Annotated in this window: 1 protein-coding gene and 1 pseudogene; both read left to right on the plus strand. The window is 33.6% G+C overall.

Going from position 1 to position 1,080, the window contains the following annotated elements:
* Positions 1 to 36 precede the first annotated feature (36 nt).
* On the plus strand, positions 37 to 828 hold the full coding sequence (locus tag ACQ3F0_RS26710; RefSeq protein WP_428868862.1) for an electron transfer flavoprotein subunit beta: 792 nt from the start codon (positions 37 to 39) through the stop codon (positions 826 to 828).
* 16 nt (positions 829 to 844) lie between these two features.
* Positions 845 to 1,080: pseudogene (locus tag ACQ3F0_RS26715) on the plus strand (hypothetical protein); the annotation flags it as partial.

A 1,080-nucleotide genomic window follows, 5' to 3' on the forward strand; every position in this document is an offset into this window, starting at 1 on the left:
GAATATGTAATTTCTTAAAAAATGGAGGTAAAAATAATGAAAATAGTGGTTTGCGTTAAGCAAGTACCTGATACTAACGAAGTAAGAATAAATAAAGAAACTGGAACACTTATTAGAGCAGGTGTACCAAGTATTATAAATCCAGATGATATGAATGCTATTGAAGAGGCAGTAAAAATTAAAGAGCAAATGGAAGATGTTCATATAACTGTTTTGAGTATGGGGCCTCCTCAAGCAGATGTAGCTTTAAGAGAAGCACTTGCAATTGGAGCTGACGAAGCAATACTTTTGAGTGATAGAGCATTTGCAGGTTCGGATACTTGGGCAACTGCAACAATATTAGCTTCTGCACTTAGAAAAATAGGAGACTATGATATGGTATTCTGCGGAAGACAAGCTATAGATGGAGATACTGCTCAAGTTGGACCAGAAATAGCTGAATTCTTAGATTTACCACAAGTGAGTTATGTTAAAAATTTAGAAGTTTTAGGAGATAAAGTTCGTGTAGAGAGAGCAACAGAAGATGGTTACTTTGTAATAGAATCTCCAATGCCTGTTTTACTAACAGCTATTAAAGAACTAAATGAACCTAGATATCCACATGCAAGAAGAATATATGAAGCATATAGTAAAGAAGCTGACGTAAAAGTATGGAATGTTAATGATATAGATGTAGATTTAACACAAATCGGTGTTAGAAATTCACCAACAAATGTATATAAAAGCTTTGTCCCTACAAGAGAATTTAACGGCGTAAAATTAGAAGGGTCAATAAAAGAAATTGCTCAAAAGCTAGCTGGTGAAATAAAAGAATTAAATCTGATATAGGGATAGGAGGACTAAAATGTCAAATGCAAAAGTAAACAGAGGAATCGTTTTAGATGAGTGGAAAGGTATCTGGGTGTTAGCAGAACAACGCCATGGGTCAGTATTAAATGTTGCTTATGAGCTAATAGGTGAAGGAAGAAAATTAGCAGATAAGATAGGAACAGATTTATCAGTACTTTTATTAGGAAATAAAATAGATGAAGAAGCAGAAAAATTAGCCCATTACGGAGTAGATAAAGTTATTTATTTTGA

Source organism: Clostridium sediminicola (assembly GCF_050402865.1).
GTDB lineage: Bacteria > Bacillota > Clostridia > Clostridiales > Clostridiaceae > Clostridium_AF > Clostridium_AF sediminicola.

Excerpts from the sequence above, each read along its gene's own strand:
- ACQ3F0_RS26710 (WP_428868862.1), top strand. The coding sequence starts at position 37 with ATGAAAATAGTGGTTTGCGTTAAGCAAGTACCTGATACTAACGAAGTA.